At 69.0% G+C, this 25,548-nt stretch carries 26 protein-coding genes; 10 read left to right on the top strand and 16 right to left on the bottom strand.

Annotation, left to right across the window (positions count from 1 at the left end; genetic code table 11):
- Positions 1-30: 30 nt before the first annotated feature.
- The 9 genes from ASE12_RS02055 to ASE12_RS02015 form a co-directional block, all read right to left on the bottom strand.
- Positions 31-393, bottom strand: coding sequence for a metal-sulfur cluster assembly factor (locus tag ASE12_RS02055; protein ID WP_056213664.1), 363 nt, complete (start codon positions 391-393; stop codon positions 31-33).
- Complete coding sequence (gene sufU / locus ASE12_RS02050; RefSeq protein WP_056396300.1) at positions 390-854, bottom strand: Fe-S cluster assembly sulfur transfer protein SufU; 465 nt, start codon at positions 852-854, stop codon at positions 390-392. The genes ASE12_RS02055 and sufU overlap by 4 nt, the downstream gene beginning before the upstream one ends.
- 15 nt (positions 855-869) lie before the next feature.
- A complete protein-coding gene (locus tag ASE12_RS02045; RefSeq protein WP_056396297.1) occupies positions 870-2,126 on the bottom strand; it encodes a cysteine desulfurase in 1,257 nt (418 codons plus the stop codon).
- A complete protein-coding gene (gene sufC, locus ASE12_RS02040) occupies positions 2,123-2,887 on the bottom strand; it encodes a Fe-S cluster assembly ATPase SufC (RefSeq protein WP_056396293.1) in 765 nt (254 codons plus the stop codon). The genes ASE12_RS02045 and sufC overlap by 4 nt, the downstream gene beginning before the upstream one ends.
- Before the next feature lie 5 nt (positions 2,888-2,892).
- Positions 2,893-3,210, bottom strand: coding sequence for a non-heme iron oxygenase ferredoxin subunit (locus ASE12_RS02035; RefSeq protein ID WP_056396291.1), 318 nt, complete (start codon positions 3,208-3,210; stop codon positions 2,893-2,895).
- On the bottom strand, positions 3,207-4,322 hold the full coding sequence (sufD, locus tag ASE12_RS02030) for a Fe-S cluster assembly protein SufD (RefSeq protein WP_235508821.1): 1,116 nt from the start codon (positions 4,320-4,322) through the stop codon (positions 3,207-3,209). The genes ASE12_RS02035 and sufD overlap by 4 nt, the downstream gene beginning before the upstream one ends.
- An 80-nt stretch (positions 4,323-4,402) precedes the next feature.
- Positions 4,403-5,848, bottom strand: a complete 1,446-nt coding sequence (gene sufB, locus ASE12_RS02025) for a Fe-S cluster assembly protein SufB (protein WP_056396281.1) — start codon at positions 5,846-5,848, stop codon at positions 4,403-4,405.
- Positions 5,845-6,501 (bottom strand): metalloregulator ArsR/SmtB family transcription factor, encoded by a 657-nt coding sequence (locus tag ASE12_RS02020; protein ID WP_235508820.1) that lies wholly within the window; start codon positions 6,499-6,501, stop codon positions 5,845-5,847. Before ASE12_RS02020 ends, sufB begins: the two co-directional genes overlap by 4 nt.
- Positions 6,502-6,578: 77 nt before the next feature.
- Positions 6,579-8,684 carry an MMPL family transporter gene (locus tag ASE12_RS02015; protein WP_235508819.1) on the bottom strand — a complete coding sequence of 702 codons (2,106 nt, stop codon included), beginning with the start codon at positions 8,682-8,684 and terminating at the stop codon, positions 6,579-6,581.
- Positions 8,685-8,770: 86 nt separating this feature from the next.
- On the opposite strand from ASE12_RS02015, the gene ASE12_RS02010 reads away from it, so the two are divergent.
- Both ASE12_RS02010 and ASE12_RS02005 read left to right on the top strand, forming a co-directional pair.
- The gene (locus ASE12_RS02010) at positions 8,771-9,256 is read left to right on the top strand and encodes a YbaK/EbsC family protein (RefSeq protein ID WP_056396271.1); all 486 of its coding nucleotides are present in this window, start codon (positions 8,771-8,773) and stop codon (positions 9,254-9,256) included.
- Positions 9,257-9,332: 76 nt separating this feature from the next.
- The gene (locus ASE12_RS02005) at positions 9,333-9,890 is read left to right on the top strand and encodes a hypothetical protein (protein WP_200954947.1); all 558 of its coding nucleotides are present in this window, start codon (positions 9,333-9,335) and stop codon (positions 9,888-9,890) included.
- 4 nt (positions 9,891-9,894) lie between these two features.
- Here the strand turns inward: ASE12_RS02005 and ASE12_RS02000 are convergent, their stop codons facing one another.
- Positions 9,895-11,193 (bottom strand): DUF2786 domain-containing protein, encoded by a 1,299-nt coding sequence (locus tag ASE12_RS02000; protein ID WP_056396267.1) that lies wholly within the window; start codon positions 11,191-11,193, stop codon positions 9,895-9,897.
- Between the two features lie 124 nt (positions 11,194-11,317).
- Here ASE12_RS02000 and ASE12_RS01995 point away from each other — a divergent pair, with 124 nt between their 5' ends.
- Positions 11,318-12,373, top strand: a complete 1,056-nt coding sequence (locus tag ASE12_RS01995) for a DNA polymerase domain-containing protein (protein WP_056396264.1) — start codon at positions 11,318-11,320, stop codon at positions 12,371-12,373.
- 10 nt (positions 12,374-12,383) lie between these two features.
- Here the strand turns inward: ASE12_RS01995 and ASE12_RS01990 are convergent, their stop codons facing one another.
- Entirely contained in the window at positions 12,384-12,626 is a 243-nt protein-coding gene (locus ASE12_RS01990) for a hypothetical protein (protein WP_056396261.1), read from the bottom strand.
- Positions 12,627-12,710: 84 nt separating this feature from the next.
- On the opposite strand from ASE12_RS01990, the gene ASE12_RS01985 reads away from it, so the two are divergent.
- Positions 12,711-13,490 (top strand): GTP pyrophosphokinase family protein, encoded by a 780-nt coding sequence (locus ASE12_RS01985; RefSeq protein WP_235508818.1) that lies wholly within the window; start codon positions 12,711-12,713, stop codon positions 13,488-13,490.
- A gap of 77 nt (positions 13,491-13,567) precedes the next feature.
- Here the strand turns inward: ASE12_RS01985 and ASE12_RS01980 are convergent, their stop codons facing one another.
- Complete coding sequence (locus ASE12_RS01980) at positions 13,568-14,665, bottom strand: ATP-dependent DNA ligase (RefSeq protein ID WP_056396255.1); 1,098 nt, start codon at positions 14,663-14,665, stop codon at positions 13,568-13,570.
- A gap of 50 nt (positions 14,666-14,715) precedes the next feature.
- On the opposite strand from ASE12_RS01980, the gene ASE12_RS01975 reads away from it, so the two are divergent.
- The 3 genes from ASE12_RS01975 to ASE12_RS01965 are packed head-to-tail and all read left to right on the top strand — an operon-like array spanning position 14,716 to position 17,326.
- Positions 14,716-15,636, top strand: coding sequence for an ABC transporter ATP-binding protein (locus tag ASE12_RS01975; RefSeq protein ID WP_235508817.1), 921 nt, complete (start codon positions 14,716-14,718; stop codon positions 15,634-15,636).
- Positions 15,633-16,409 (top strand): ABC transporter permease, encoded by a 777-nt coding sequence (locus ASE12_RS01970; RefSeq protein WP_056396251.1) that lies wholly within the window; start codon positions 15,633-15,635, stop codon positions 16,407-16,409. Before ASE12_RS01975 ends, ASE12_RS01970 begins: the two co-directional genes overlap by 4 nt.
- Positions 16,400-17,326 carry a heme A synthase gene (locus ASE12_RS01965; RefSeq protein ID WP_056396250.1) on the top strand — a complete coding sequence of 309 codons (927 nt, stop codon included), beginning with the start codon at positions 16,400-16,402 and terminating at the stop codon, positions 17,324-17,326. Before ASE12_RS01970 ends, ASE12_RS01965 begins: the two co-directional genes overlap by 10 nt.
- On the opposite strand, the gene ASE12_RS01960 is transcribed toward ASE12_RS01965, so the two are convergent.
- The 4 genes from ASE12_RS01960 to ASE12_RS01945 are packed head-to-tail and all read right to left on the bottom strand — an operon-like array spanning position 17,250 to position 20,569.
- Positions 17,250-18,065, bottom strand: coding sequence for a hypothetical protein (locus tag ASE12_RS01960; RefSeq protein ID WP_157412781.1), 816 nt, complete (start codon positions 18,063-18,065; stop codon positions 17,250-17,252). The genes ASE12_RS01965 and ASE12_RS01960 overlap by 77 nt on opposite strands.
- A 27-nt stretch (positions 18,066-18,092) precedes the next feature.
- Positions 18,093-19,163: a hypothetical protein gene (locus ASE12_RS01955; protein WP_056396248.1), complete on the bottom strand. Its 1,071-nt coding sequence runs from the start codon at positions 19,161-19,163 to the stop codon at positions 18,093-18,095.
- 17 nt (positions 19,164-19,180) lie between these two features.
- Positions 19,181-19,636 carry a GNAT family N-acetyltransferase gene (locus ASE12_RS01950; RefSeq protein WP_056396247.1) on the bottom strand — a complete coding sequence of 152 codons (456 nt, stop codon included), beginning with the start codon at positions 19,634-19,636 and terminating at the stop codon, positions 19,181-19,183.
- 3 nt (positions 19,637-19,639) lie between these two features.
- The gene (locus ASE12_RS01945) at positions 19,640-20,569 is read right to left on the bottom strand and encodes a heme o synthase (RefSeq protein ID WP_235508955.1); all 930 of its coding nucleotides are present in this window, start codon (positions 20,567-20,569) and stop codon (positions 19,640-19,642) included.
- 102 nt (positions 20,570-20,671) lie between these two features.
- Here ASE12_RS01945 and tkt point away from each other — a divergent pair, with 102 nt between their 5' ends.
- From tkt to ASE12_RS01930, 3 genes are read left to right on the top strand one after another with little or no spacing between them, the layout of a single operon-like run.
- Positions 20,672-22,846 carry a transketolase gene (gene tkt / locus ASE12_RS01940; RefSeq protein ID WP_056396240.1) on the top strand — a complete coding sequence of 725 codons (2,175 nt, stop codon included), beginning with the start codon at positions 20,672-20,674 and terminating at the stop codon, positions 22,844-22,846.
- Positions 22,847-22,875: 29 nt separating this feature from the next.
- Positions 22,876-23,964: a transaldolase gene (tal, locus tag ASE12_RS01935; RefSeq protein ID WP_056396237.1), complete on the top strand. Its 1,089-nt coding sequence runs from the start codon at positions 22,876-22,878 to the stop codon at positions 23,962-23,964.
- A 3-nt stretch (positions 23,965-23,967) separates the two neighbouring features.
- The gene (locus ASE12_RS01930; protein WP_056396234.1) at positions 23,968-25,548 is read left to right on the top strand and encodes a glucose-6-phosphate isomerase; all 1,581 of its coding nucleotides are present in this window, start codon (positions 23,968-23,970) and stop codon (positions 25,546-25,548) included.

Genomic DNA, 25,548 nt, shown 5'->3' with positions numbered 1-25,548 from the left:
GCGTGGCGCCTCAGCAGAGGCCGCTCGGGTTCAGCCGATGTTGAAGCCGAGGGCCCGCAGCATCTCGCGGCCGTCGTCGGTGATCTTGTCGGGGCCCCACGGCGGCATCCAGACCCACTCGATCCGGAAGTCGTTGACGATGCCGTCCAGGGCAGCGCGCGTCTGGTCCTCGATGACGTCGGTCAGCGGGCAGGCCGCCGAGGTCAGCGTCATGGACAGCACGGTGTTGCTGTGCTCGTCGACGTCGGCACCGTAGACGAGGCCGAGGTCGACGACGTTGATGCCGAGCTCAGGGTCGACCACGTCCTTCATGGCCTCGAGGACGTCTTCCTTGGTCGTGCCGCCCTGCGGGGCCAGCTCGACCTCGGGCAGATCGCTGTGATCGGTGGTCATGTGGGGTCTCCCGTGGTTGACGATGTGGTGACGAGCGCCTGCGAGACGGCGTCCTTCCAGGCCATCCAGCCCAGCAGCGCGCACTTGATGCGGCCGGGGAACTGGGCGACGCCGGCGAACGCGATGCCGTCCTCGAGGACGTCCTCGTCGGGCTCGATCTTGCCCTTGCCGTGCATGAGGGTGTTGAACTCGTCGAGGATCGCCATGCCCTCCTCGACGTTCTTGCCGACGATCAGGTCGTTGAGCACCGACGTGGACGCCTGGCTGATCGAGCAGCCCTGAGCGGCGTACGAGATGTCGGAGACGGTGTTGCCGTCGAGGTGGACCCGCAGCGTGATCTCGTCGCCGCAGGTCGGGTTGACGTGGTGGACCTCGGCCTCGAAGGGCTCGCGCAGTCCTGCGCCGTGGGGTCGCTTGTAGTGGTCCAGGATGATCTCCTGGTAGAGCGAATCCACATTCATCGCGTCAGTCATGGCTCAGCCTCCGAAGTACTTCTTCGTGTAGTGCAACGCCTCGACCAGCAGATCAATTTCCGCGGTGGTCGTGTAGAGGTAGAACGACGCACGCGTCGTCGACTGCACACCGAAGCGCTGGTGGGCCGGCTTGGCGCAGTGGTGTCCGGCGCGTACGGCGATGCCGCGCGAGTCGAGCAGCTGCGACACGTCGTGCGGGTGGATGTCGCCGAGCGTGAAGCTGATCGCTCCTCCGCGGTCGACGGCTTCCTTGGGACCGACGATCCGCAGGCCGTCGATCTCCTGCAGGGCACCCAGTGCGTACGCCGTGATGGCCTGCTCGTGCGCGGCGATGTTGTCCATGCCGATCGCCGAGAGGTAGTCGACCGCTGCGCCGAGCCCGACCGACTGCGCGATCGGCGGCGTCCCGGCCTCGAAGCGCGCCGGCGGCGGAGCGTACGTCGACTGCGCCATCGTGACGGTCTCGATCATCTCGCCGCCGCCGAGGAACGGCGGCAGCTCCGCGAGCAGGTCGTAGCGGCCCCAGAGCACGCCGATGCCGGTCGGGCCGACCATCTTGTGACCCGTGAACGCGACGAAATCGGCACCGAGGGCGGCGACGTCGACGGGCAGCTGCGGGACCGCCTGCGAGGCGTCCACGACGACCAGGGCGCCGACCGAGTGCGCCTTGGCGATGATCGTCTCGAGCGGGTTGATCGTGCCGAGCATGTTGGACACCCAGGCGACGGAGACGACAGCGGTCTGCTCAGTGATGAGCTCGTCGATGCCGTCGAGGTCGAGCCGGCCTTCGTCGGTCACCCCGAACCACCGCAGGCTCGCGCCCGTGCGCTGCGACAGCTGCTGCCACGGCACGATGTTGGAGTGGTGCTCCATCTCGGTGATCACGATCTCGTGGTCCTGGCCGATGCGGCCGGAGTCGCCGAGCACGCGAGCCACCAGGTTGAGCGCCTCAGAGGCGTTCTTGGCGAACACCACCTCGTCGCGGCTCGGAGCGCCGATGAACGCGGCGACCTTGTCGCGGCCGAGCTCGAACGCGGCACTGGCCTCCGCACCCAGCTGGTGCATCGCCCGGGCGACGTTGGCGTTGTGCTGCCGGTAGTGGTCGTCGATCGCGTCGATGACCTGGACCGGTTTCTGCGAGGTGTTGGCGCTGTCGAGGTAGACCAGCGGGAAGTCGCCGGCCAGGCGACGACCCAGGATCGGGAAGTCCTCCCTGATCCTGGCGACGTCGTACGTCTGGGTTCCCTCGACGACGGTCATGCCTGCGCCGCAGCCTTCACGTACTTGTCGTAGCCCTCGGCCTCGAGCTGGTCGGCGAGCTCACGGCCGCCGCTCTCGGCGAGACGTCCCGCGACGAACACGTGGACATAGTCGGGCTTGATGTACTGCAGGATGCGCGTGTAGTGCGTGATCAGCAGGACGCCACGGTCACCCTGGGTGCTGTAGCGGTTGACGCCGTCGGAGACGACCCGCAGTGCGTCGATGTCGAGGCCCGAGTCGGTCTCGTCGAGCACCGCGAACTTGGGGTTGAGCAGCTCGAGCTGCGCGATCTCGTGGCGCTTCTTCTCGCCACCGGAGAAGCCCTCGTTGACGCTGCGCTGGGCGAACTCCTTGTCGAGCGTGACCCGCTCGAGCGCCTCGTTGACGTCCTTGACCCACGTGCGGAGCTTGGGCGCCTCGCCGTCGATCGCGGTCTTGGCGGTGCGGAGGAAGTTGGCGACCGAGACGCCGGGTACCTCGACGGGGTACTGCATCGCAAGGAACAGGCCGGCGCGGGCGCGCTGGTCGACGGTCATCGAGAGGATGTCGACGCCGTCAAGCGTCACCGAGCCGCTCGTGACGTCGTACTTCGGGTGGCCGGCGATCGAGTAGGCCAGCGTCGACTTGCCGGAGCCGTTGGGGCCCATGATGGCGTGGACCTCGCCGGAGTTGACCGTGAGGTCGACGCCTTTGAGGATCTCCTTGTCGCCTTCCTCGGTCTTGACCGAGACGTGGAGGTCCTTGATCTCAAGGGTGGACATGTGCTTCAGCTCCTGGGTGAGAGGTCGACCATGACGGTGTCGCCCTCGATCTGGGTGGGGTAGGTGGGTACGGGTTCGGTGGCGGGGAGGTTGACCGGCTTGCCGGTGCGGGCGTCGAAGCGCGAGCCGTGCAGCCAGCACTCGATCTCGCAGCCCTCGACCTCACCCTCCGACAGCGGGATCGACGCGTGCGAGCACTCGTCGCGCAGCGCGTAGACGTCGTCGCCGTCACGCAGCAGCGCAATCTCCTCGCCGTCGACCTCGACGGCGAGCACTCCCCCCTGGGGTACGTCCGCCAGTGCGGCGGCGGCCACGAAGGTCATGAGATGCGTCCTACGTGCTCGGCCAGCTCCTCCTCGATGGAGGCGACCAGGCGCTCCTGCAGGGACGGCACGCCGATGCGGCGGATGATGTCGTTGAAGAAGCCGTGCACGACGAGTCGGCGGGCCTCTTCCTCGGCGATGCCGCGGCTCTGCAGGTAGAACAGGTGCTCGTCGTCGAAGCGGCCGGTCGTGGACGCGTGACCCGCACCCTCGATGTCGCCGGTCTCGATCTCGAGGTTGGGCACGGAGTCGGCGGTCGCACCGTCGGTCAGCACGAGGTTGTCGTTGCTCTCGTACGTCAGGATGCCCTGGGCCTCCTTGCGGATCAGGACGTTGCCGATCCAGACCGTGTGGGCGTCCTTGCCCTGGAGCGCGCCCTTGTACTCGACGTTGCTCTTGGTGCGCGGCGCCGTGTGGTCGACGAACAGGCGGTGCTCGATGTGCTGGCCGGCGTCGGCGAAGTAGACGCCGAGCATCTCGACGCTGCCGCCGGTGCCGAGGTAGTCGGCCGAGGTGCTGGCGCGTACGACGTCGCCGCCGAGCGAGACCGCGATGTGGCGGAGCTCGGCGTCGCGTCCGACCCGGGCGTGCTGGGTGACCACGTGGACGCTGTCGTCGTTCCAGTCCTGGATCGTGACGAACGTCAGCTGGGCACCGTCCTCGAGCACGACCTCGATGTTCTCGGCCCACGTCGCCGAGCCGTCGTAGTCGACGACGACGACGGCCTTGGAGAACTGGCCGGCGCGTACGAGCAGGTGCCCGGCCGCGGCCTTGTCGAGGCTCTCGCCGTGCAGGCGGATCGTGGTGGGTTCCTCGACGACCGTGTTGGCGGGGATCGTCACCTCGAAGACCGACTGCGCGGCCTCCCAGGCGCGGGCCGACACGCGGTCGACGGGCACGTAGCCCGATGCGCCACGGGCGGAGTCGCCGACGGGCACGGAGACCGCGGTGACGCCTTCAGCGGCGTCGACCTCGACCTTGAAGGCGGAGCCGTCGAGCGGGGTGTCCTGGTGCAGGCCACGGAGGCGCTTGAGCGGGGTGAATCGCCAGATCTCCTCCATGCCGGTCGGGACCGGGTGGTCGGCGACGTCGAAGGACCCCTCGGGGTGCAAGTGCGATTCGACCGGACTCAATTCGAGACTGGTGGACAAGTCTTGGATTGCCTCTCCGGTAGCAGATTCGAGTGAGGTCGTCATCCGACAGCACCCTCCATCTGGAGTTCGATCAGGCGGTTGAGCTCGAGCGCGTACTCCATCGGCAGCTCACGCGCGATGGGCTCGACGAAGCCGCGGACGATCATCGCCATGGCCTCGTCCTCCTCCATGCCGCGGGACATGAAGTAGAAGAGCTGGTCGTCGCTGAGCTTGGAGACGGTCGCCTCGTGGCCGAGGGTCACGTCGTCCTCGCGCACGTCGACGTACGGGTAGGTGTCCGAGCGGCTGATCTGGTCGACCAGCAGCGCGTCGCACTTGACCGTGCTGGCCGAGCCCTCGGCGCCCTCGAGCACCTGGAGCAGGCCACGGTAGGACGTACGTCCGCCGCCACGGGCGACCGACTTGCTCAGGATCGAGCTCGACGTGTTGGGCGCGGCGTGGACCATCTTGGCGCCGGCGTCCTGGTGCTGGCCCTCGCCGGCGAACGCGATCGACAGCGTCTCGCCGCGCGCGTGCTCACCCATGAGGTAGACGGCCGGGTACTTCATCGTGACCTTGGAGCCGATGTTGCCGTCGACCCACTCCATCGTGGCGCCCTCTTCGCAGACAGCGCGCTTGGTCACGAGGTTGTAGACATTGTTGGACCAGTTCTGGATCGTCGTGTAGCGGACGCGGGCGCCCTTCTTGACGATGATCTCGACGACCGCGGAGTGCAGCGAGTCGCTGGAGTAGATCGGCGCCGTGCAGCCCTCGACGTAGTGCACGTACGAGTCCTCGTCGGCGATGATCAGCGTGCGCTCGAACTGGCCCATGTTCTCGGTGTTGATGCGGAAGTAGGCCTGCAGCGGGATGTCGACGTGGACGCCCTTGGGCACGTAGATGAACGAGCCGCCGGACCACACCGCGGAGTTGAGCGCGGAGAACTTGTTGTCGCCGACCGGGATGACGGTGGCGAAGTACTCCTGGAAGATCTCCGGGTGCTCCTTGAGCGCCGTGTCGGTGTCGAGGAACAGGACGCCCTGGGCCTCGAGATCCTCACGGATCGAGTGGTAGACGACCTCGGACTCGTACTGGGCGGCGACGCCGGACACGAGGCGCTGCTTCTCGGCCTCGGGGATGCCCAGGCGGTCGTAGGTGTTCTTGATGTCCTCGGGCAGGTCGTCCCACGTGGCGGCCTGCTTCTCGGTGGACCGCACGAAGTACTTGATGTTGTCGAAGTCGATGCCGCCGAGGTCGGCGCCCCAGGTCGGCATGGGCTTGCGACCGAACAGCTTGAGGCCCTTGAGGCGCAGGTCGAGCATCCACTGCGGCTCGGACTTGAGCGCAGAGATGTTGCGCACGACGTCCTCGCTCAGGCCGCGCTGGACCGTGGCGCCGGCGTCGGTCTTGTCGGACCATCCGAACTCGTAGCGGCCGACATCCTTGAGGCCCGGGTTGGCCTCCTCGATGGCATTGGGTGCGTTGGTCTCTGACGTGGTCGTCATGAGGGCAACCTCTCTGCTGGGTTGTTCTTGGGCAGGTGGGTCGTGCAGACACCGTCGCCGTGGGCGATCGTGGCGAGCCGCTGCACGTGGGTGCCGAGGAGACGCGCGAACATCTCGGTCTCGGCCTCGCACATCTGGGGGAACTCCTCGGCCACGTGGGCGACCGGGCAGTGGTGCTGGCACATCTGGGTGCCGGCAGGGGTGGAGCCGACCGACGCGGCGTAGCCGTCGGCGCTCAAGGCCTCGGCGAGCACCTGGGGGCGCTGGTCGGGGTCGGCCATGGCGAGCAGCGGGCGGTAGCGCGCCTCGATGTCGGTGAGCCGGTGCCGGGCGAACTCCATGACGGCGTCGTCTCCCCCGGTCTCGGCGAGGTAGCGGAGCGCCCCCGCGGCGAGCACGTCGTACGCATGACCGAAGTGGTCACGGCCCGCGTCGGTGATGACGAAGACCTTGGCGGGACGGCCGCGGCCGCGCTGCCCGGTGACACGCTGGTCGCGCGCCTCGAGGACGCCGTCGGCCAGGAGCTGGTCGAGGTGACGGCGCACCGCGGCCGGCGTCAGGTGCAGCTGGACCGCGAGGTCTGCTGCTGTCGACGGGCCGTTCTGGAGGATCGTGGTGGCGACTCGCTCGCGGGTCGGAGCGTCGTCTACCACCGACGCGTCATCCGAACCGGTGTATTTCACAAGACAAGTGTGCCTTTATTCACCAAGCGTAATCAACGAAGGTGAACCTAACCCCGTACGTCGACGCGAACCGCCTTCTCCTCCGCCGTCTCGTCACCGTGACCGGGCCACCACGCCGCGTGGCCGATAAGGGCCGTGAGCGCGGGCGTGAAGAACATCGCCATGACGAATGCGGCGACGAAGATGCCGAACGACAGCGCGAATCCCATCGACGTGATGAGCGCGTTGCCTCCCAGCATGAACGTCGCGAACGAGCCGGCGAGGATCACGCCGGCTGCGGCGATGGTCGGCCCGGCATGGCGTACGGCCTCAGCCGCCGCGTCGCGCGGACTCCGACCCTCGCGCGCCTCCTCGCGCAGGCGGGCGATCATCAAGATGTTGTAGTCCGTGCCCAGAGCCACGACGAACAGGTAGATGTAGATCGGGAGCAGGAAGATCAGCCCGTTCTCGTTCTGGATGTGCTGGAACAGGATCACCGCGGCACCGAGCGTCGCGCCGAAGCCGAGACCGACGGATGCCATCAGGTAGAGCGGTGCCACCAGGCTGCGCAGCAGCAACGCGAGGATCAACAGAATCACGAGTGCGGCGACGGGGAAGACGATCGAGTAGTCCCGCGCCATCGCGTTGTCCATGTCAACGGTCACCGACGTGCTGCCGCCGACGAGTGCTTCCGTGCCGGACGGGGCGGACGTGTGCACGAGGTCGCGGATCGGGCCACGTACGTTCGAGATGGCCTTGTCGGAGCCGGGATCGTCCTTGAGGACGGCGTTGAACATCGCTGCCGTGCCGTCAGAGGAGATCTGTGGTTCCGAGACGACGGCGACGCCCTTGGCCTTGGCGAGCTCCGAGCCGAACGCGGTGATGTCGCTCGTGTCGATCGTGGAGCCGTCCTTGGAGTGGACGAGCACCTGGATCGGATCGGTCGAGCCCGCGGGCAGGCTCTTCTGCAGCGTCTTGAGCGCGACTGTGGACTCGGCGTCGGTCGGCAGGCTCGACGAGAAGTCGAAGGAGGGCTTGAAGCCGAGGGAGAACACCGCGAGAGCGGCCAGGACAGCGCCCGACACCAGCGCGAAGCGCAACGGGTGCGCGCCGAGGGCCTTGCCCACCGCAGTGAAGCGGGCACCCTCGCGCTCGGTCTTCCACGACTTGGACGGCCAGAACAGGGCACGGCCGAGGAGCGACACCACCGCCGGTACCAGTGTCAGGGCGGCGACGAGCGTGACCGCGACGGCGATCGCCAGGGCCGGACCGATCGACCGGAAGATGCTCAGGCTGGACAGCACGAGCGCCATGAACGACACGATGACGGCACCGCCGGCGGAGGCGATCGCCTCACCGGCACGTTCCATCGCGTTGACCATCGCGACCTTGGGCTCCTCGCCGGAGCGGAGTCGTTCGCGGTAGCGGAACAGCAGGAACAGGATGTAGTCCGTACCGATGCCGAACAGCACGACCACCAGGATCGCCTGGATCGAGTTGTCGGCCTTGAGGTCGAAGATCTTGTTCGCGGTGCCGATCAGGCCGGTCGCGACGGTCGACACGACGGCAACGGTGACGATCGGGAGCAGGCAGATGATGACGCTCCGGAACACCAGCGCCAGGAAGATCACGATGAGCAGGATCGTGGCGATCAGCACCAGGCTGAGGGTCTTCTCCGACGCGTCCTGCGAGTCGAGGCTCTGCGCGGCGTTGCCGGTCACACCGGCACGCAGGTCGGTGTCCTTGAGCAGCGTCTTCACGTCGGACCGGAGGTCCTTGACCGCGTCCATCGACTGCGAGTCGAACCCACTGGCCGACTTGTCGAGCCCGACGGCCGCGATCTGGACGAGCTTGTTGTCCGACGGCGGCTGCACGGCAACGCCGGTGAACGCCTTGTCGAGCTTGCCGTCCAACGCCTTCGACACCGACTCGACGTCGGCGCTGTCGGCGGCGGTGAGCTTGCCGCCGTCCTCACGCTCGAAGACCAGGATCGCACCGGTCGATGTCTGCGACGGGAACGCCTTGTCCTGCAGGTTGAGCGCCTTGATCGACTCGTAGTGACCGGGGAGGAACTCGGAGTTGTCCGTGGTCGAGGTCAGCTTCGGTGAGAAGACGGCCACGACAACGGCGAACACGATCCATCCGAGGACGACCCACCATGCGTTGCGGGTCACGAAACGACCAAGAGCTGAGAACATGTCGCAAAAACTATCGTTCGGGGCGTCGCGCCCGCGAGCGGGGTCAGGATACGTTTCGCATCGTGACCGAACATCCCTCCATCGCCCGCTTCCGGGCTGAGCTCGACCAGCGCGGCGGCACCGGGCGGGTCGTCGTCCTGCCTGACTCGGTGCACACCGCCGCGCTGGCGGCAGAGGCCCTCGGGTGCGAGGTCGGAGCGATCGCCAACAGCCTGTTGTTCGCCGCCACGACGCCTGCCGGCGAGAGCGAGCCGGTGCTGGTGCTCACGTCGGGTGCGCATCGCGTCGACACCGAGAAGGTGGCCGGCGCCATCGGGGTGCTGGCGCTGAAGCGCGCGAAGCCGGAGTTCGTGCGCGAGCACACGGGGCAGGTCATCGGAGGCGTGTCCCCCATCGCGCACCCGGCGCCGATCCGGACGTTCCTCGACCCGGCGTTGCGGGCGTACGAGGAGATCTGGGCTGCGGCCGGGCATCCCACTGCGGTGTTCTCGACGACGTACGACGAACTGCTCCGGATGACCGGCGCGCAGGAGATCGCGGTCAACTGACGCTCAGGGTGCGATGAGGGACGATCCCGGGCGAATCCCGATGGTCCGCTGGAGCTGCCCGCAGCACGCTGGACGTATGAGCTCCCCCAGCCGGTTCGCTGCCCTCGCCGCGCCGCTCTTCCTCCTGACCTACGGCATCTTCCGGTACGTCGACGGGCGCGACGGCGAGCACGGCCCGGGCGTGGCCTGGAACGTCGGGCACACGTTCATGCTCGCCGCCCTCCTCTGCTTCGCCGCCGTCATCGTCGGCCTCCGGCGCGCGGTTCGCGAGCCATCGGTCCGCCGCGCATCGGCCACCACGACGATGACCGTCCTGGGCCTCGTCGGCGCGGCGGCGTTCGTACGCGTGGCGCTGGGCGACCTGTTCCCGGGCGCCGACGGGTTCCTGCCGCTGCCCGGTCCCTTGCACGACGCCGGTCCCTTGCTGCTCCTCCTCGGACTGGTCGGGCTGATGATCGACGTGGCGATCCACGAACCTCATCGGTTGCCTGCGTGGTCTCCGATGGCCGTTGTCGCCGGCTTCGCCGCGGTCGGAGCGAACCTCGACCTGCTCCCCCTGGCGGCCGGACTGCTGCTCGCCGGCCTGATGCCTCTCGCCGGAGCGCCGAGGCTCGAACGGGTCCCCGTCTCCTAGCGAGTCAACCCTCGATGGATCCCGCGGGGAGCACCGCGGCATCAGCGGCTCGCATGCCCGCGTCCCACCCACGGGCATCGAACGTCGCACGCCGGGAGCCGCTCGTGACGTGGGGGAACAGGCGCTCGAACTCCTCGTCGATCGCCTCGGCCTGCCGCTGGAACACGGGCACGAGGTCGCTGCCGTAGGCGGTGGCGGCCTCGGCGGACGACTCGGTGAGCCGCTCCCCGATGCGCGTCGCATAGGCGCTGAGGAAGGCCTTGCGGAACGACGACGATCGCTCACCGGCGCTCGGCCTGGCCTCCTGGCCGGCCTGGGTCATCGCCCGCGTGGCCTGCACCAGCGCCGAGGTGAACAGCATCTCGACCTGTTCGAGGTCGGTGGGAACTCCCAGGAGCGTCATGGACGAGGCGAAGTCGTTCCACACCGCTCGGGTCCTGTTGGCGCGAGAGACGACGTCGAGCAGCCGGGCCTTCTCCAGCGCGTACGGGTGATCGATCAGCACCCTGATGCCCTGCACGTCGACGGGATCGCCCGCGTCGTCGGCCAGCAGGGCCTCGTCGATCGCGTGCCGGGTCATGATGTCCTGCGCCTTTGCGGTCAGCGCCTCGGCCTCGGGCGCGAACTCGGTCGACTCGGCCTTGGCCAGCAGCGCGCGCACCCGGACGATCGTCTTGGCGTGCTCCTCGCTCGTACGCATCGAGGCCGGCCGTCGAGCTCGTCCCCACTGCGAGGGCGGCGGGACGAGCATCTGGGAACGCGGAAGTCCTCGGAGGAAGTCGAGCCCGACCAGGGCGACCACCCACTGCGCCTCCGACGCGTCACCGTCAGGGCTGAGCAAGGTGGTCGAGCCGTCATGACGGTCGGCGAGGAGGCTGAGCTGGGCACGCCAGACGCCCGGAGCCTGCTGCATCGCGTCGGACCTCCTGGCATCGACGAGGACGGCTCGAGCCGCCCATCCCGCCACGGACGCGGACGTGTGCCGGCGTACCGCGTGGACGAGCTCCTGAGGCTGCCAGCCGTGCTCCCACGCCCGGCTGATGCGGGACAGCACCTCGCCGACGACCAGGCTGGCCGGATTGAGCTGGACGCTCTCGGCGGTGGCCGCCAGGTCGTTGAGGTGCCGGATGCGGGGTCCCGCGGCCCTCGGCGCCGCTGAGGCGTAGCGGGCGGCCCTCGAGATCAGCTCGACCAGATCGGCCTCGGTGACCGTGCCGGCGTCGGGCGCACCGGCCGAGGGACGCGGCGCGGTTCCGTGAGCTCGCCGACGGGCGTCACGACGCTGGCGACTGTTCTTCCCCATGCCTCCATCCTTGCCGGGTCCGCGGCCATACGAAAATCCGTGGACCCTGCGGTGGAGATCGAACCGTCCCGACGCGCGGTGTGGACGGGCGCCGGCCGACTCGCTGCGCCCATAGAGTGGCTCCATGGCGAGCGATGCGGTCGAGATCGAGGCCGGCGGGCGTGCGGTCCGCGTCTCGAGTCCGACCAGGGTGATCTACGAGGCGACCGACTTCTCCCCCGAGGTCACCAAGGTGATGGTCGCGGAGTACTACGTCGCGGTGGAGGACGGGCTCATGCGGGCGCTCCGCAACCGGCCCGTCGCGCTCGAGCGCTGGCCCAAGGGCGTCCGCGAGGGCATGGTCATGTCCACGCGCGCCGACAGCCACGGCGACGCGTTCTACCAGAAGCGCATGATGCGCGGCGCTCCTCCGTACGTCGAGAGCACCCGCATCCTGTTCCCGTCGGGCCGCGTCGCCGACGAGATCTGCATGACCGAGATCGCGACCGCGGCATGGGCGGCCCACATGGGCGCCATCACGTTCCACCCCTGGCCGACCAGGCGCGACGACAACGACCGACCCGATGAGCTGCGGATCGACCTCGACCCGTTCGGCTCGGCGTCGTTCGGGGATGCCGTACGCATCGCCGGTGTCGCGCGTGAGCTGTTCGAGGAGCTCGGCATCCGCGCGTTCCCCAAGACCAGCGGCAAGCGCGGCATCCACGTGTACGTACGCATCGAGCCGAGGTGGACCTTCACCGACGTACGCCATGGCGCGATCGCCTTCGCCCGCGAGCTCGAGAAGCGTACGCACGGCGTCACGACCGCGTGGTGGAAGGAGGAGCGCGAGGACAACGTGTTCGTCGACTTCAACCAGAACTGCCGCGACCGCACGATCGCGTCGGCTTACAGCCTGAGGCCGGCTCCCGGAGCGACCGTGTCGACGCCGGTGACCTGGGACGAGCTCGCAACGCTCGACGATCCCCGTGTCTTCACGCTGCACACGGTTCCGGCGCGCCTGGCGTCCGACGGCGACGCGTGGGCGGAGATCGACGACGTCCACCACTCCTTGCAGCCGTTGCTCGACCTGTGGGACGCGAACCCCGTCGAGATGCCGTACCCGCCGGAGTACCCGAAGATGCCGGGCGAGCCCAAGCGGGTGCAGCCCAGCAAGGACACCCGGAACCGCCCACCGAAGTAGCCGACGGGATTCATCGCAGGACGAGCTCGTGGTCCGTGCGGTCCGAGATGTGCTGCGCCCAGGCACGGACCTCGGCGGGCGGAATCTCCACGCCGATCTCGTCGAGGGAGCGCTCGACCTCCGGGACGATCTCCTCGAGCGGCAGACCGGCGAAGCTCTTGCGGAGGGACTCGTCAGCCGCCTGGAGCTTGCGGTCGAGCTCAGCCGACGCCGCCCGCAGCGCCTCGCTCTCGATCCTCACGGTGGTTCGCATCCCCAGACCGTACGACGACTCGCGTCGCCGGGCGACTCGAGGCCGAGGCGGGCGCTTTCGGCGTCATCTGCCTACAGTGGGCTGGTGGACCCGACGCCTGCCCGGATGGACCTGGGGCGACTCATCGACAGGGCCGACGGCGACTTCGCCTCCCAGGATGCGCAGCAGCTCCGCCAGGACTTCACCCGCTTCATGATGCGCTACAAGTTCGGCATGGAGGAGATCGTCACCAAGCTGTCGATCCTCCGCGACGAGTTCGCCCACCTGCACGACACCAATCCCATCGAGCACGTCTCGTCGCGGCTCAAGAACCCTGAGTCGATCGTCGAGAAGATGGGCCGCAAGCAGTGCGAGCCGACATTCGAGTCGATCGCCGAGCGCATCACGGACATCGCCGGCGTACGTGTGACCTGCAGCTTCGTGTCCGACGTCTACACGATCTTCGACCTGCTCACGGGCCAGTCGGACGTCAGCGTCGTCGAGGTGCGCGACTACATCAAGACGCCGAAGCCCAACGGCTATCGCAGCCTGCACGCCCTCGTGGAGGTGCCGGTCTTCCTGAGCGACGGCGAGGTGCCGGTGCTCGTCGAGGTGCAGCTGCGCACGATCGCGATGGACTTCTGGGCAAGCCTCGAGCACAAGATCCACTACAAGTACCGCGAGGACGTTCCGCAGTCACTCCTCGACGGTCTCAAGGAAGCTGCCGAGACCGCCGGCGAGCTCGACGCGACGATGGAGCGGCTGCACACCGAGGTCAAGACCTCCGGAGAGCTGCCCAAGGCGCTCAAGGACGAGCTGACCGAGAGCACCAACGCTGTGCCCGACGAACAGCTGATCGAGCGACTACGCCGCCTCAGCGGCTGACCCACCGAGATCTGGCCCGGAATCCCCGTCGGCCGGGCCCTGCCAGGTGGACAAGAGGCCAGATCTCGGGGACTGGGTCAGGTCAGGATCTTGCTGAGGTCGTACTTGGCGACCTCTTCGAGCTGCTCGTACGTGCAGGAGCCCGGCTCGCGATCGGGACGCCAGCGCTTGAACTGCGCCGTGTGACGGAAGCGGGCCCCGTCGCCGACCCCCTCCATGTGCTCGTAGCCGACCTCGGCGACCCGGGTCGGCGAGAGCGTCACGAAGGACAGGTCCTTGGTGCCGGTCCATCGGCTCTGACCGCCGGGCAGCCGTGAGCCGGCCTGGGCGTCGGCGTCCTGCCACTTGCCCCACGGGTGCTCGGACGTGTCGACGATCAGCGGCTCGAGCTCGGTGATCAGCTCGGCGCGGCGGGCTTCGGTGAACGACGCGGCGACACCGACGTGCTGCAGCTGTCCGTCGTCGGCGTAGAGCCCGAGCAGCATCGACCCCAGGAGCGGGCGATCGGGCGTGGACGTCTTGTGCAGCCGGTAGCCCGCGACGACCACGTCGGCCGTCCGTGAGTGCTTGACCTTGAGCATCGTGCGGCCGTTGGGCGCGTAAGGCTTGGCCAGCGCCTTGGCGACGACGCCGTCGAGCCCGGCGCCCTCGAAGATGCCGAACCACTCCTCGGCCTCCGCCGCGTCGGTCGTGGTGCGGGTGACGTGGATCGGGTCGGCGGCCGACGCCAGGGCCTGCTCGAGCCGGGCACGGCGTACGGAGAACGGCTCGGCGAGGAAGGACTCACCGTCGAGCGCCAGCAGGTCGAACGCCACGAACGACGCCGGGGTGCGCTCGGCCAGCGTCGCGACGCGGGAGGCCGCGGGGTGGATGCGCTGCGACAGCGCATCGAAGTCGAGCCGGCCGTCGATCGCGATGAAGATCTCGCCGTCGAGCACGCAGCGATCAGGCGTCTCGGCCTTGATCGCGTCGACGATGTCGGGGAAGTAGCGCGTCAAGGGCTTGGTGGAACGACTCGCCAGCTCGACCTCGTCGCCGTCGCGGAACACGATGCAGCGGAAGCCGTCCCACTTGGGCTCGTAGGACAGGCCACCCTCGACCGAGTCGGCAGCCGGAACGCCCTTGACCGACTTGGCCAGCATGGGTTGGAGCGGAGGCATGACGGGGAGATCCATGAGCGACAGCCTAAGGCTGGGGCCCGACAGCCGACACCTACACTGAACAGGTGAATCAGCCCGCCGTCGAGGTCGTCGATCTCGTCATGCGATACGGCTCGGTGACCGCAGTGGACGGGCTCAGCCTCACCGTCGAGCCGGGCACCGTGACCGCGATCCTCGGACCCAACGGCGCGGGCAAGACCACGACGATCGAGACGTGCGAGGGCTTCCGGACCCCGCAGAGCGGCACCGTGCGCGTGCTGGGCCTCGACCCCGTCGCCGACGGCCGCAAGCTGAAGCCCCGCGTGGGAGTGATGCTCCAGTCCGGCGGCGCCTGGTCGGGCGCGCGGGCGTACGAGATGCTGCGACACATCGCGTCGCTGCACGCCAACCCGCTGGACGTCGACGCGCTGATCGAGCGGCTCGGCATGCAGGGCTACGGCTCGACGCCGTTCCGCCGGCTGTCCGGTGGGCAGCAGCAGCGGCTCAGCCTGGCGATGGCGATCGTCGGCCGTCCGGAGCTGCTCTTCCTCGACGAGCCGACCGCAGGGCTCGATCCCCAGGCTCGCCGCGCCACGTGGGACCTGGTCGCCGAGCTGCGCGACAGCGGGGTGACCACTGTCCTGACGACGCACTTCATGGACGAGGCCGAGACGCTCTCCGACCTCGTGCACATCGTCGACGCCGGTCAGGTCATCGCCTCCGGCACACCCCAGGCGCTCGCCTCCTCGGGGGCCAAGAACACCGTACGTTTCACCGCCCGCCCCGGCCTCGACGTCGAGAACCTCATGCACGCCCTCCCCCACGACACCAAGGTCGACGAGGTGGCCCCCGGCGCCTACGTCATCGCCGGCGACGTCGACCCGGCGCTGCTGGCAACCCTGTCGGCCTGGTGCGCCGGCGAGGGCGTGCTGACCGAGTCCGTGCTCGTGGAGCGGCAGACCCTCGAGGACCGATTCCTCGAGCTCACCGGCAAGGCGTTGCGATGACGAACCTCGACCTCTCCCCCAGCCCGGGCGCGGCGGCGACCCCGGCGATGCTGCGCTCGCAGGTCGCGATGGAGCTGCGGCTGCTGTCGCGCAACGGCGAGCAGCTGCTCCTCACGCTCGTCATCCCGTTGATGCTGCTCGTGCTCGGCACGCATTCCAACGACGTCGTCGACCTCGGCAAGGGCCGGTCGATCGACATCATCACGCCGGGCATCCTCGCCCTCGCGGTGCTGTCGACGTCGTTCACGTCCCTCGCGATCGCGACGGGCTTCGAGCGCCGCTACGGCGTCATCAAGCGCCTCGGCGCCTCGCCGCTCCCGCGTTGGGGCCTGATGCTCGGCAAGATCGGCGCGATCGCCGCGGTCGAGATCGCCCAGCTGACCCTGCTGTCGGTCGTCGGTCTGCTGCTCGGTTGGCAACCGCACGGCGGCGTGACGGCGTTCGCCCAGATGGTCGTGCTCGCCGTGCTGGGCACCGCGGCGTTCGGGTCGCTCGGCCTGCTGATCGCCGGCACGCTGCGGGCTGAAGCCACGCTCGCCGTCGCCAACCTGGTGTACGTCGTGCTGCTCGTCGGCGGCGGCCTCCTCGTGCCATTGAGCCGTTATCCCGAGGCGGCGCGCCACGTCCTCGAGCTGCTGCCGTCAGGCGCTCTTGGTCAGGGCTTGCGCGACACGTTCGCCGGCAACGGGCCCGGCGCCTTCTCCATCGTGGTGCTGATCGTGTGGGCCGTGTGCTGCGGCCTCGGAGTCTCGAGGACGTTCAAGTGGGAGTGACACAGAGCCTTCGTACGCCTCAGCGCGCCGACGTCGAGCGCTGGGCCTGGGCGGCGGTGGTCGCCAACATCGTGATCGTCCTCACCGGCGGCCTCGTACGCCTGACCGACTCGGGCCTCGGCTGCCCCACGTGGCCGCGGTGTACGGACAGCTCGTTCGTGCCCCATCGTGCGCTCGGTGTGCACGGTGTCATCGAGTTCGGCAACCGCATGCTGACGTACGTGCTGATCGCGGTCGTCATCGCCACGTTCGTGGCGGTGTGGCGCTGGGCCGGCACGACGCGCGACCTGCGTCGTCTCGCCGCCCTCATCGCGCTCGGTGTGCCGTTCCAGGGCGTCATCGGCGGCATCACGGTGCTGACCGACCTCAACCCCTGGGTCGTGTCGCTGCACATGATCCTGTCGATGCTGCTCGTGGCGGCGTCGATGCTGCTCGTCGTACGCGTTCGGGGCACCAACCACCTGGCCTGGCCGGCGTACGCCAAGCAGGTCGTCCTCGCCACGTACGTCGTCCTGTGGGCCGCCGTCTACCTCGGCACGATGGTCACCGGCGCCGGACCCCACGCCGGTGATGCCGAAGCGCCACGCAACGGGCTGGACCCGCACGTCATGAGCCACGTGCACGCCGCCAGCGTCTACCTGCTGGTAGCCCTCACTGTTGCCGCCTGCGTGATCCTCAGGCGTACGCCTGCTGCGCGCATCGCCGGCATCCTGCTGCTCGTCGAGCTGGCGCAGGGCACGATCGGGTTCGTGCAGTACCTCACCGACCTGCCGATCGCACTGGTGGCGATCCACCTCGTGGGCGCCGCGGCCTTGATCGCTGGCGGCACGCGGCTGCTGGTCACCGTGGTGTCGTCGAGCTCACCCCTGGGAACCGCGGCTGCTTCTCGGCCGGTGCGACCGACCCGATCTCGCTGAGGTCGATCGCCTCGAGCTGGTAGCCGAACGTGTAGCGGTTGGTCGGGTCGAGCTCGCGGATCAGGTCGACCAGCGCGCGCTGGATCTCGATGAGCCGGCGGTTGTCGCCCTCGGAGACCTTGCTCATGCCGGCATCGACCGGGGCGAACCAAGCCCTGAAGTCCTCGTCGCTGCGATAGCGCTTGACGAACGCCGCATAGCCGTCGACGTGTGGCAGCCGGGTCGTCGTGTCGGGGATGAACTCCCACGACACCATGAGCTCGCCGATGGCCCGTTGCTCCGCCGCGAAGAACAGGAATCCGTCGCCTGACTCGCTACGCCGCAACGTCGCGGTCACGCCGTCGATCAGCTGCTGCACGGACTCGTCGCGCCGGCCCTTGCCGCTCGACGACAGCACCGCCTCGCGCCGCGCCTCGATCCAGCCGAAGTAGTGCGCGAACAGGAACGCCGTGCTCGTGACGGCGTAGTCGCCGTGGCTCTCGTAGCGCTTCACCAGTGGGACCCAGCCGGTCTCGACGATGTTGTAGATCCGCGACTGGAGCTCCGCGGCAGCCTGGGCGAGCGGCTCATAGACCTTCTCGGCCGCCTTGATCGCGGTCTCCTCGTCCTTGCGCCGCTCGGCCTCGATGCGCAGGCGGTGGCCCATCTTGGCGGTGCGTACAGAGAACCAGCCCGAGAGCACGACGCTCACGAGGCTGAACAGCAAGCCGATCAGGGCAACCGTCTGTTGGCTGGTCATGCCCGGCATCCTAGGGCGAATCGGTTGTCAGGACGGGTCGTTTGGCGCAGGCCGCCAGCGGTCGGCATCGATCGCGTACACCCAGCGCCGGCCCGGCCACTCGGTCAACGACCAGAGCCAGCGGCGCTGCGGCAGGTAGGTGATGTCCTCCGGCCCAGTCGGCAGGATGCCGGCGTGCCGCGTGTAGTCGCCCGGCGACCCGACCCACAGGTCGCCGGGATTGCCCTCGCCGTTGCTGGACGTGATGGCCCACAAGCCGTCGAACACCACGGCGCCCTGCATCCGGGCGATCTGCCGGTCGTGCAGCTCGGTCGCGACGGCCCAGCCCCGGTCGTCGCTCCGCAAGAGCTGCGTGTCCCGGTCGATCGCATAACGGATCAGGCGGTGGCTGCCGCCCTTGCGGCCGTACTCCCCCGCCACGAGATGGTCCTCGTCGCCGGCGCGGTCGAGCGACATGAACGAGTACGTCATGCGGTCGCCGTCGGCGTCGTGCTCGGCTGCGTAGAACGAGTACTGCGGGAGCACGTAGCGATAGCCCTTGGTACGCAGCCGGTTGCGCACCCGCACGATGTCGTCGAGCCGGAACACGCGCACGCCCGATGAGCTGCCGGCGACGAACAGGTGGTCGCCGTACCAGACGATGCCGCCGGCGTGCACCCGCACGGGACGCAGCCGATGGAAGAAGCCGAGCCGCTTCGGCGCCGTCAGCAGGACGTGCCGGTAGCGCGGCGGGTCGTCGTCGCTCCAGTCGATGACCGAGATCCGCGAGCCGAGCTGCAGCCAGCCGCGCCACCCGTGGGCGTACCAGCTGGCGATGACGACGTCGTGGCCCTCGTACATGCCGCCGCTGGGATCGGCGCCGTACGCGTCGGCGGAGGTCGTGATGCCCTGCGGATACCAGCGTTCGGTGTCGCGGTCGTCGTCCTGCCAGGTCATGCCCGCGATCGCCGCCTCGCCCGGCACGTCCGCATGGGCGCCCGTCCGGTTGAGGTCCGCGAGAACGCCGCGGAGACCGACGCGCCTGAACCGGCGGAAGAAGCGGTCCGACAGGTTGAGCTCGCGCGCCGCCGCGACGAGACGGTACCCCGGTGAGCTCACCCGGCCAGCGTACGCATTCAGGCCGGGCGCAGCATCCGGCGGCAACCTTCGTGGTCGACGCCGTCCTGCAGCACGAAGCCCTGTCGTTCGTACGCTGTGACGGCGGGGACGTTGCCGTCCATGACGCGCAGGCCCAGCGGCCGTCCGCCGGCCCACTCGACGACGCGCTGGATCAACGCGTGCCCGATCCCGCGACGGCGCGCCTCCGGGGCCACCCACATCGAGATCAGCTCCGCGTCGCCGTCGACGAGCCGCCCCGCGACCATGCCGACGGCACGCTCGCCGACGTACGCGATGAAGCATGGACCGTCCGCGAGCCTGGCCCGCCAGCGCTCCTCGGTGTCGTTGGCACCGGTCCACATCGCGGTCGACGACGAGAACGCGTCGGGGTCCTCGCTCAGCGAGCGTTGCCGCAGCTCACGCCAGTCCGCCCAGTCGTCGGGCTCCGTGAGGCGGACCGAGGCACCGGCCACGGGCTAGCGCAGGAAGGGGTCGACCGCAGCGGCCACGAACAGCAGCGCCAGATAGGCGTTGGAGTAGTGGAACAGCCGCATGGGCTTGAGGATCGCGAGGTCCTCGGTGTCCACCGCGCGGGACTTGAGGTCGTAGGCCTCGACGAGGAAGACGATGCCCAGGGTGATCGCGACGGCCGGGTAGAACCATCCGGTCGGCGTGATGGGCCACAGGAGCAGCGACGTGCCGACCATGACCCAGGAGTAGGTGACGATCTGCTTGGCGACCTCGGCCGACGTGGCGACCGACGGGAGCATCGGCACGCTGGCAGCGGCGTAGTCCTCGCGGTAGCGCATCGCGAGCGACCAGAAGTGCGGCGGCGTCCAGAAGAACACGACCATGAACAGCACGACCGGCGCCCAGGCCAGCTCGTTGGTGATGGCGGTCCAGCCGATGAGGGCGGGGAAGCAGCCGGCGGCGCCGCCCCAGACGATGTTCTGGGTCGTGCGGCGCTTGAGGATCATGGTGTAGCCGACGACGTAGAACACGTTGGCGGCCAGCGCCAGCATCGACGAGAGCGGGTTGACGAGCGTCCACAGCCAGACCGTCGAGACGACGCCGAGGGCCAGGCCGAACCAGAGAGCGCCACGCGTGCCGACCTGGTGCCGCGGCAGCGGTCTGCGCGACGTGCGGCGCATGAGCTGGTCGATGTCGGCGTCGACGACGCAGTTGAGCGCGTTGGCGCTGCCCGCGGACAGCGTTCCGCCGACGACGGTGGCCACGACGAGCCACGCCGACGGCACGCCCTGCTCGGCCAGGAACATGACCGGAACGGTCGTGAGCAGCAGCAATTCGATGATGCGCGGCTTGGTCAGCGCGACGTACGACTTCAGGACGTCGGTGAAACGCGGCGTTGTGGGTACGTCAGCGCCATTGGCTCGTCTCACGTCCACGGCGGTCACGTGCAGCAGTCTAAAGGACGCGAGTAGGCTCGTTGTGACGGCCTACGAAGCCGCTCGACCCAGACCCTCGTTCGAACAACAGGAGCCAGAGCTGTGACGTCCGGAACCCCCTCCCTGGAGTGGACAGACCTCGACAAGAAGGCCGTGGACACCGTCCGTCTCCTGGCCGCCGACGCGGTGCAGAAGGTCGGCAACGGCCATCCCGGCACCGCGATGAGCCTGGCCCCGGTGGCCTACCTGCACTACCAGCGCCTGCTGCGCCACGACCCCACGGATCCGCACTGGGCGGGCCGTGACCGCTTCATCCTGTCGTGCGGCCACTCGAGCCTCACGCAGTACATCCAGCTCTATCTCGCGGGCTACCCGATGACGCTCGACGACCTCAAGAGCCTGCGCACCTGGGGCAGCCAGACCCCCGGTCACCCCGAGTACAACCACACGCCCGGCGTCGAGGTCACCACAGGCCCCCTGGGCCAGGGCGTCGCCAACGCCGTGGGCATGGCGATGGCCGCCCGTCGCGAGCGCGGACTGCTGGACCCCAGCACCGCCGCCGGCGAGAGCCCCTTCGACCACCGCGTCTACGCCATTGCCTCCGACGGTGACCTGCAGGAGGGCGTCTCCGCCGAGGCGTCGTCGCTCGCGGGCGTCCAGAAGCTCGGCAACCTGACGCTGCTGTGGGACGACAACCGCATCTCGATCGAGGACGACACCAACGTGGCGTTCACCGAGGACGTCGCAGCACGCTACGAGGCCTACGGCTGGCACGTGCAGACGGTCGACTGGACCAACGGCGGCACCGAGTACGTCGAGGACGTCCAGGCCCTCTGGGAGGCCTACCAGGCCGCCGAGGCGGTCACCGACAAGCCGAGCTTCATCCGGCTGCGCACGATCATCGCCTGGCCCGCCCCCAACGCCCAGAACACGGGCGGCTCGCACGGCTCGGCTCTCGGCGAGGACGAGATCAAGGCGACCAAGCAGCTTCTCGGCTTCGACCCCGACAGGTCGTTCATCGTCGACGACGACGTCATCGAGCACACCCGCAAGGCCCGCGACCGCGGTGTCGCGGAGCACGAGTCGTGGCAGAAGAGGTTCGACGCCTGGGCGACCGGCTCCCCCGACGGCGCCGCACTGCTCGAGCGCCTCTCCAAGCGCCAGCTGCCTGACGGCTGGGACGCGGACCTTCCGACGTACGAGGCGGACGCCAAGGGCGTCGCGACCCGCGTGGCCTCGGGTGAGTTCCTGTCGGCCGCGGTGTCCCAGCTCCCCGAGCTGTGGGGTGGCTCGGCCGACCTCGCCGGCTCCAACAACACGACGCCCAAGGGTGAGCCGTCGTTCCTGCCGCCGGAGCACTCCACCGCCAAGTTCCAGGGCGACTGGTACGGCCGGGTGCTGCACTTCGGCATCCGTGAGCACGCCATGGGCGCGATCATGAACGGGATGGTCCAGCACGGGCTGACCCGTCCCTACGGCGGCACGTTCCTCGTGTTCAGCGACTACATGCGGCCGGCCGTACGCCTCGCCGCGCTGCAGGAGCTGCCCGTCACGTACGTCTGGACCCACGACTCGATCGGCCTCGGCGAGGACGGACCGACGCACCAGCCGGTCGAGCACCTCGCGGCCCTGCGCGCGATCCCGGGCCTCGACGTCATCCGGCCCGCCGACGCCAACGAGACGGTCGCCGTGTGGCGCACGCTGCTCGGCATCACCAACCGTCCGGCTGCCCTGGCACTCAGCCGGCAGAACCTGCCGACGTTCCCGCGCGGCACCGACGGCTGGGCGCCCGCGTCCGACGTCGCCAAGGGCGCCTACACGCTGATCGACGCCGACGGCGAGCCCGACGTGATCCTCGTGTCGACGGGCTCCGAGGTGCAGATCGCGGTCAAGGCTCGTGAGCAGCTCGCCGCCGAGGGCATCTCGGCGCGCGTCGTCTCGATGCCGTGCCGTGAGTGGTTCGAGCAGCAGGACAGCTCCTACCGCGACAGCGTCATCCCGCCGCAGCTCCGTGCCCGTGTCTCGGTCGAGGCCGGCGTGGCACTTGGCTGGCGCGACGTCGTCGGCGATGCCGGCCGCATCGTGAGCCTCGAGCACTACGGCGCCTCGGCTGACTACGAGACGCTCTACGACAAGTTCGGCATCACCGCCGACGCCGTCGTCGCCGCTGCCAAGGACTCGATCGCGGCTGCCGCCGGCGAGCCCTCGGCCCCGTTCCACGCCCGGCCGGCCGGACCTGTCGGTCCCGGTGACAACGCCGACGTCCAGTCACACTGACCCGCACAACTGAATTCCAAGGAGACACCATGAACGACCGTCTGAAGGCTCTCGCCGACGCGGGAGTATCGATCTGGCTCGACGACCTCTCGCGTGAGCGCATCGAGACCGGCAACCTCGCCTCGCTCGTCGCGGACTCCGGCGTCGTCGGCGTCACGACCAACCCCACGATCTTCGCCTCGGCCATCGCCAAGGGTGAGCGTTACGCGGCGCAGGTCAAGGAGCTCAAGGCGTCGGGCGCCGACGTCAAGACCACGGTCTTCGAGCTCACCACGACCGACGTCCAGAACGGCTGCGACATCATGCGGCCGGTCTATGACGCCACGGGCGGCGTCGACGGCCGTGTGTCGATCGAGGTCGACCCCGACCTCGCCAAGGACACCGACGGCACCGTCGAGCTCGCCAAGCGCCTCTGGGAGCGCGTCGACCGGCCCAACACGCTGATCAAGATCCCCGCGACCGTCGAGGGCCTCCCCGCGATCGCCGCGACGATCTCCGAGGGCATCAGCGTCAACGTGACGTTGATCTTCTCGCTCGAGCGCTACCGCGGGGTCATGGACGCCTACCTCTACGGCCTCGAGCAGGCCGCGGCCAACGGCAAGGACCTCTCGTCGATCTACTCGGTCGCGTCGTTCTTCGTCAGCCGTGTCGACACCGAGATCGACAAGCGTCTCGCCGACGACAGCCCGCTGCGCGGCAAGGCGGCCATCGCCAACGCGCGCCTGGCCTACGAGGCGTACGAGGAGGTCTTCGGCTCCGACCGCTTCAAGGCGCTCGCGGCCAAGGGCGCCAACACGCAGCGTCCCCTGTGGGCCTCGACCGGCGTCAAGGACCCGTCCTACCCCGACACGATGTACGTCAGCGAGCTCGTCGTCGCCGACACCGTCAACACGATGCCGGAGAAGACTCTCGAGGCGTTCGCCGATCACGGTGAGGTGCGCGGTGACGCGGTGCACGGCACGTACGACGAGGCCCGTCAGGTCATCGCCGACCTCGATGCCCAGGGCATCAAGTACGACGAGGTCGTCGAGCTGCTCGAGGTCGAGGGCGTCGACAAGTTCGAGACCTCGTGGAACGAGCTCCTCGAGACGGTCCAGACCGAGCTCGACAAGGCCTGAGCCGTGGTGCAGATCGCGCTCACGGTCCCTGCCCAGAACGAGTTCGAGACGGCCCTCCGCGAGGCCATCGAGCAGCGAGTCGCCTCGCGCATCGCTGCTCAGGACGCCACGCTGTGGGGTCCTGACGCCGAGTCCGAGGCGAGCATCCGGCTCAGCTGGACGCAGCTCGCCGAGGCCTCGCGGCCGCTCGTCGCCGAGATCACCGAGCTGCGCCAGCAGCTGGCCGGCAAGGGGCTCGACCGGGTCGTCCTGTGCGGCATGGGCGGCTCCTCGCTCGCGCCCGAGGTCATCTGCGACACCGCCGGTGTCCCTCTGACGGTGCTCGACTCGTCGCAGCCGGACATGGTGCGGGCCGCGATCGCCGAAGGGCTCGACCAGACCGTGGTCGTGGTGTCGAGCAAGTCCGGCGGCACCGTCGAGACCGACAGCCAGCGCCGGGCCTACGAGCAGGCGTTCACCGACGCCGGGCTCGACCCGGTCGACCACATCGTCGTGGTCACCGATCCCGGTTCGCCGCTCGACGACGAGGCGACCAAGGCCGGCTATCGCGTGTTCCGCGCCGACCCGCACGTCGGCGGCCGCTACTCGGCGCTGACCGCGTTCGGGCTCGTCCCGAGCGGTCTGGCCGGTGCCGACATCGGTGCCCTTCTCGACCAGGCGGCCGGCGCCCAGGCAGCGTTCTACGCCGACGACGCCGACAACCCTGCGCTCCGCCTCGGTGTGCTCATCGGCGTCGCCAACCGGCACCGCGTCGACAAGCTCGTGCTCGCCGACCAGACCCGTCACGGCGTGGGCGACTGGATCGAGCAGCTCGTCGCGGAGTCGACCGGCAAGCTCGGCAAGGGCGTCCTGCCGGTCGTCGTGCCGTTCGAGAACGCGGTCAACTTCAACCCGAGCACGGCCGACTCGATCCTCGTGTCGATCGGCGCCACGGACGCGCCCGAGGCCCAGTCCGGCTACGCCGCGGCACTCGACGCCGAGCTCGGCGCGCAGATGCTGCTGTGGGAGGTCGCCGTCGTGGTGGCCGGCCGGATCATCGGCATCAACCCGTTCGACCAGCCCGACGTCGAGAGCGCCAAGCAGGCCGCCCGTGAGCTGCTGTCCGGTGGCGGCGAGGTGCCGACGCCTGACGCCACCGACGACGGCATCGACATCTACGGGGAGGGCTCAACCGTCCCCGACGCCGTCGACGCCCTGCTCGCCAAGCTCGACCTGCAGCACGGCTACCTCGCGGTGCAGGTCTACCTCGACCGCATCGCGTACGCCGACTTCGCCGGAGTGCGCGAGGTCCTCGCGCAACGGCTCGGCCGGCCCGTCACGTTCGGCTGGGGCCCAAGGTTCCTGCACTCCACCGGTCAGTACCACAAGGGCGGTACGCCCAACGGCGTGTTCCTGCAGGTCACCGGCACGCCGGCGGAGGACCTCGCCGTCCCGGGGCGCGACTTCACGTTCGGCTCGTTCATCGACTCGCAGGCCGCCGGCGATGCCGCAGTCCTGCGTGATCACGGGCGTCCGGTGCTGCGGTTGCACCTCAACGACGTCGAGGCCGGCCTGAAGCGACTACGAGAGGCGTTCGCCAAGTGA

The sequence above is a fragment of the Aeromicrobium sp. Root236 genome (genome assembly GCF_001428805.1).
Taxonomy (GTDB): domain Bacteria; phylum Actinomycetota; class Actinomycetes; order Propionibacteriales; family Nocardioidaceae; genus Aeromicrobium.
This window is presented reverse-complemented; position numbering and strand designations above follow the sequence as displayed.